The sequence below is a fragment of the Trueperella sp. HMSC08B05 genome, from assembly GCF_001808405.1.
Classification (GTDB): domain Bacteria; phylum Actinomycetota; class Actinomycetes; order Actinomycetales; family Actinomycetaceae; genus Trueperella; species Trueperella bernardiae.
In genome coordinates this window covers 1-3,040 of record NZ_KV793275.1, presented here as the reverse complement: position 1 = coordinate 3,040, position 3,040 = coordinate 1, and the positions used below count along the sequence as shown (strand labels likewise).

The following is a 3,040-nucleotide window of genomic DNA, read 5'->3' as shown; positions in this document are numbered from 1 at the left end:
GCGTTACACCACACTAAGGGACGCAACCCATAGCAGAAAGTGTCTTGTAGTTACTTCAGAGCAACCGGCGCCCAACTCGAAGAGGAAGATTAAGATTCCGGATGCCTGTGATGCCATGAACGTGAGTTACTTCGGCCCGTTCGATCTCTATCGGAAACTGGGGCTTCGGTTCCATTAGGAAGTAAGACCTAACGAGATGCTTAGCACTTAGATGGGAATATAAGTTTTTCTCACGACTAGTAGGTTCTGAACCTACTAGTCGTGAGAAAACCGCGTGAATAGATTTAGGGACGGGCGCGAGAGACTGTGCCCCCGAACTGCCATCCGCTCTACTTGAGCATGTAGAGCACCATTTTTGCCCTGGTCAGGGCTTTTACCGCGTGGGGGAGTCTCGTCGTGAAGTGAACCAGGCCTCCTGGCTTCAATATGACGGTCTTGCCGTCGCCGGTGATTTCTAGTTCGCCTTCTAGGGCTTGCACTATTACGGGCATGGCCGCGGTGTGTTCCGAGAGCTCCTCGTCCTTGTCGAAAGAGAACAGCACGACGTTAACGCCTTCTGCCTGCATAAGCGTCTTTGAGACGGTGGAATTTTCTGCGTATTCGATGCGGTCGGCGAGGTTGTCTATGAAGCCGAGCATGGCCGTCGGGAGGGGTTTGGGGTCACTCATTTCTGGTGTTCTTTCTTCAGTCTTCTTGCGTCTTGGGTTTGCGGGCAACGACCGCGATTCCGGTGAGCTGATCTTTGTATTCGTTGAACGTGGCGCGCATGGTCAAAATACGCTGGCGTAGATCCTTGTCGCGGAGAACATTCTTGATAATGCGCGCTACCCCGAGCAGCCCTTCGTCGGCTAGATTGCGTCGCGGCGATAGCAACGCCATCGGCTCGAAACCAACCCATTCGATGGTAAAGCCAGCGTTTTCAAGCACCTTGCACCATTCGTTTTCTGTTAGCGGGCGGGCGTTGACGCGAATCGTCTGGGCCAACTGCTTACGCAAGTTGTCGGCAAGCTGGGCGTCAATATCGTTGGGGGTGAGCCCAAGCTCGTGGATCGCGTAGCAGCCGCCTGGAGCGAGCAGCCGAAACGCTTCGGCCACGATCTCGTCCTTGCCCTTTTCGCCCTGCATCGTCAGCATGGCTTCGCCAATCACTACGTCAGCCGAGGCGTCTGGCAGGCCGGTGTTCTGGGCTTGCGCGTTAATAACCTTTCCGCCATGCGGGGTGACGACGTCTTGCACGTTTGCGACGGCATCGGGATCTTGGTCGACTCCTACATATGAGGAAACGCCGCGGTCGACTATGAGTTTCGCTGTTCGCCCCAAACCTGGGGCGAATTCCACCACTTCGCGGCCGGAAATATCTGCTTTATCCAGCATGCGCGTGGTGAGCTTCAGGCCACCGGGACGCAAGACCCGTTTCCCGGCGCGCGCCAGCACCCAATGCCCGGCGGCGGTTTTTGTAGAGCGATCACTTTGCGGAATGGAAGGATTCTTTGACACAACAAAATACTACCTGAATTAGCTTAGGTGAACCTAATTATTCAATTAAAAAAACTCGCAACCGGCTAGTTGGGTCAACTTTTTGCCTACGCGGCATGGAGATATTCCGGGCTGCGTTTGCTTTGAGCGCGAATGATCGACGGCAGTAGCCCTTAGACAGTTTTGCAGTCAAAAAGTTTGCTAAAACTAGGTCGAACCAGGTGTTTGCGCCCACCAAACCGTCGTTTGCGTCCACTCAAGGGGTATCTTCAAGAGAACATCTAAACAATAAGCGATTGAATTTGTTTGTGTTGCTAGCGACTAGACCCGTCCGGGGGTCTTTCTATCACGTGTTGACGTGCTTGATGACACCATGCACCTGCTCGACAAAACCGTGTATAACACTCGCGAGCTCGAAACCCAGCAGGCCAAGCTGGGGGGGGTGGGGTGGCCTAAGAATTAGGTCCACGTGGTTTAAGCGTTGACCGTGTTTTCTTGTTTCCATTGTTCCGCGTATTCCCGTGGACTGAGGTAGCCCAGGGAAGAGTGCGGGTGGAAGGTATTGTACCGGTGTGACCACTGTGCCACGAGGGTTCGGGCGTGATCAAGGTCCTCGATACTGTTGTCTTCGAGGAGCTCGTCTCGCATCCGGTTATGGAAAGACTCAACGAACCCGTTATGCCACGGCTCGCCTGGCGGGATGAAGGCTTGGATCGTCTCGTCCTCGGCTGCCCAGTCTTTGAGAGCCTGAGCGATGAATTCGGGCCCGTTATCCATCCGGATCACCCGCGGGCGTCCGCCATGTGCAAGCGAGGCTAGGTCGAGCAGCTCGATGACCGAGCCCGCATCAAGTTTCTTATCGACTGCGAAGGCGAGGTGTTCGCGGGTATATTCATCGATAATATTGCAGATCTTGATCGTCTTGCCGTGCCAGGTCGAGTCGAACTGGAAATCCAGCGCCCACACATCACCCGGGTATTGCCCCGCAGGCACATCCACCCAGCCGCTACCATCGACGCGTTTGCGCTTCTTCCGTGGCAACACGCGCAGGCCTTCTTCGCGCCATAAGCGGCGGAATGTTTCCCGGCACACCCCGTAGCCCAGGCCAAGAGCCTTGACCCAGACGCGCCGGTGTCCCCACCGGCGGTGATCCTTAGCGAACTCATGCATCCACTGACGCAGACCCGCATACTTATCAGGCCCATGATCGCGGTCTCTAGCGCGCCGGTAGGCTGAGCGTGAGAGCCCAACAACCTTGCATGCCAGTCTCTGGGAATAGCCCAGCTCGACCAGATGCCACACGGCATCGTGACGGCGAGCCGGGCCTAGAAGTTTCCCTCTGCCAATTCCTTCCATGCTGCTTTTTCCAGCTCGGCCTGACCCAGTAGCCGTTTCAGGTGCGTGTTCTCATCGCGCAGACGCTGCAACTCTTTCGCCTCGCTCCTGCTCATCGCACCATACGTCGCCTGCCACCTGTTCAACGTCGCTTCGCTAATACCCAGCTCGGTCAAGATCTGAGCTGTGGTCGACCCTGATTCTCTGAGTTCGCGGGCCTTATCAAGCT

Annotated in this window: 4 protein-coding genes; 1 reads left to right on the top strand and 3 read right to left on the bottom strand. The window is 55.8% G+C overall.

Translation table 11 applies throughout. The features are described from left to right. Nucleotides 1-178 (top strand): DUF4411 family protein (locus HMPREF3167_RS09520; protein WP_148132187.1); only part of this gene is annotated, 178 nt, incomplete at its 5' end. A 151-nt stretch (nt 179-329) separates the two neighbouring features. On the opposite strand, the gene HMPREF3167_RS08720 is transcribed toward HMPREF3167_RS09520, so the two are convergent. The 3 genes from HMPREF3167_RS08720 to HMPREF3167_RS08710 form a co-directional block, all read right to left on the bottom strand. Further along, nucleotides 330-668, bottom strand: coding sequence for a cupin domain-containing protein (locus HMPREF3167_RS08720; RefSeq protein ID WP_024110836.1), 339 nt, complete (start codon nt 666-668; stop codon nt 330-332). A gap of 16 nt (nt 669-684) precedes the next feature. Continuing rightward, nucleotides 685-1,497, bottom strand: a complete 813-nt coding sequence (locus HMPREF3167_RS08715) for a class I SAM-dependent methyltransferase (RefSeq protein WP_062614292.1) — start codon at nt 1,495-1,497, stop codon at nt 685-687. A 453-nt stretch (nt 1,498-1,950) separates the two neighbouring features. Further along, nucleotides 1,951-3,040, bottom strand: a protein-coding gene (locus HMPREF3167_RS08710) for an IS3 family transposase (RefSeq protein WP_371440131.1) whose coding sequence is annotated in 2 segments (ribosomal slippage) — nt 1,951-2,816 and nt 2,816-3,040 — 1,091 coding nt annotated over the 2 segments. Because the reading frame shifts where the segments join, the coding sequence is not laid out codon by codon here. This gene is flagged as partial in the annotation.

Excerpts from the sequence above, each read along its gene's own strand:
- HMPREF3167_RS08720 (WP_024110836.1), bottom strand. The coding sequence starts at position 668 with ATGAGTGACCCCAAACCCCTCCCGACGGCCATGCTCGGCTTCATAGAC.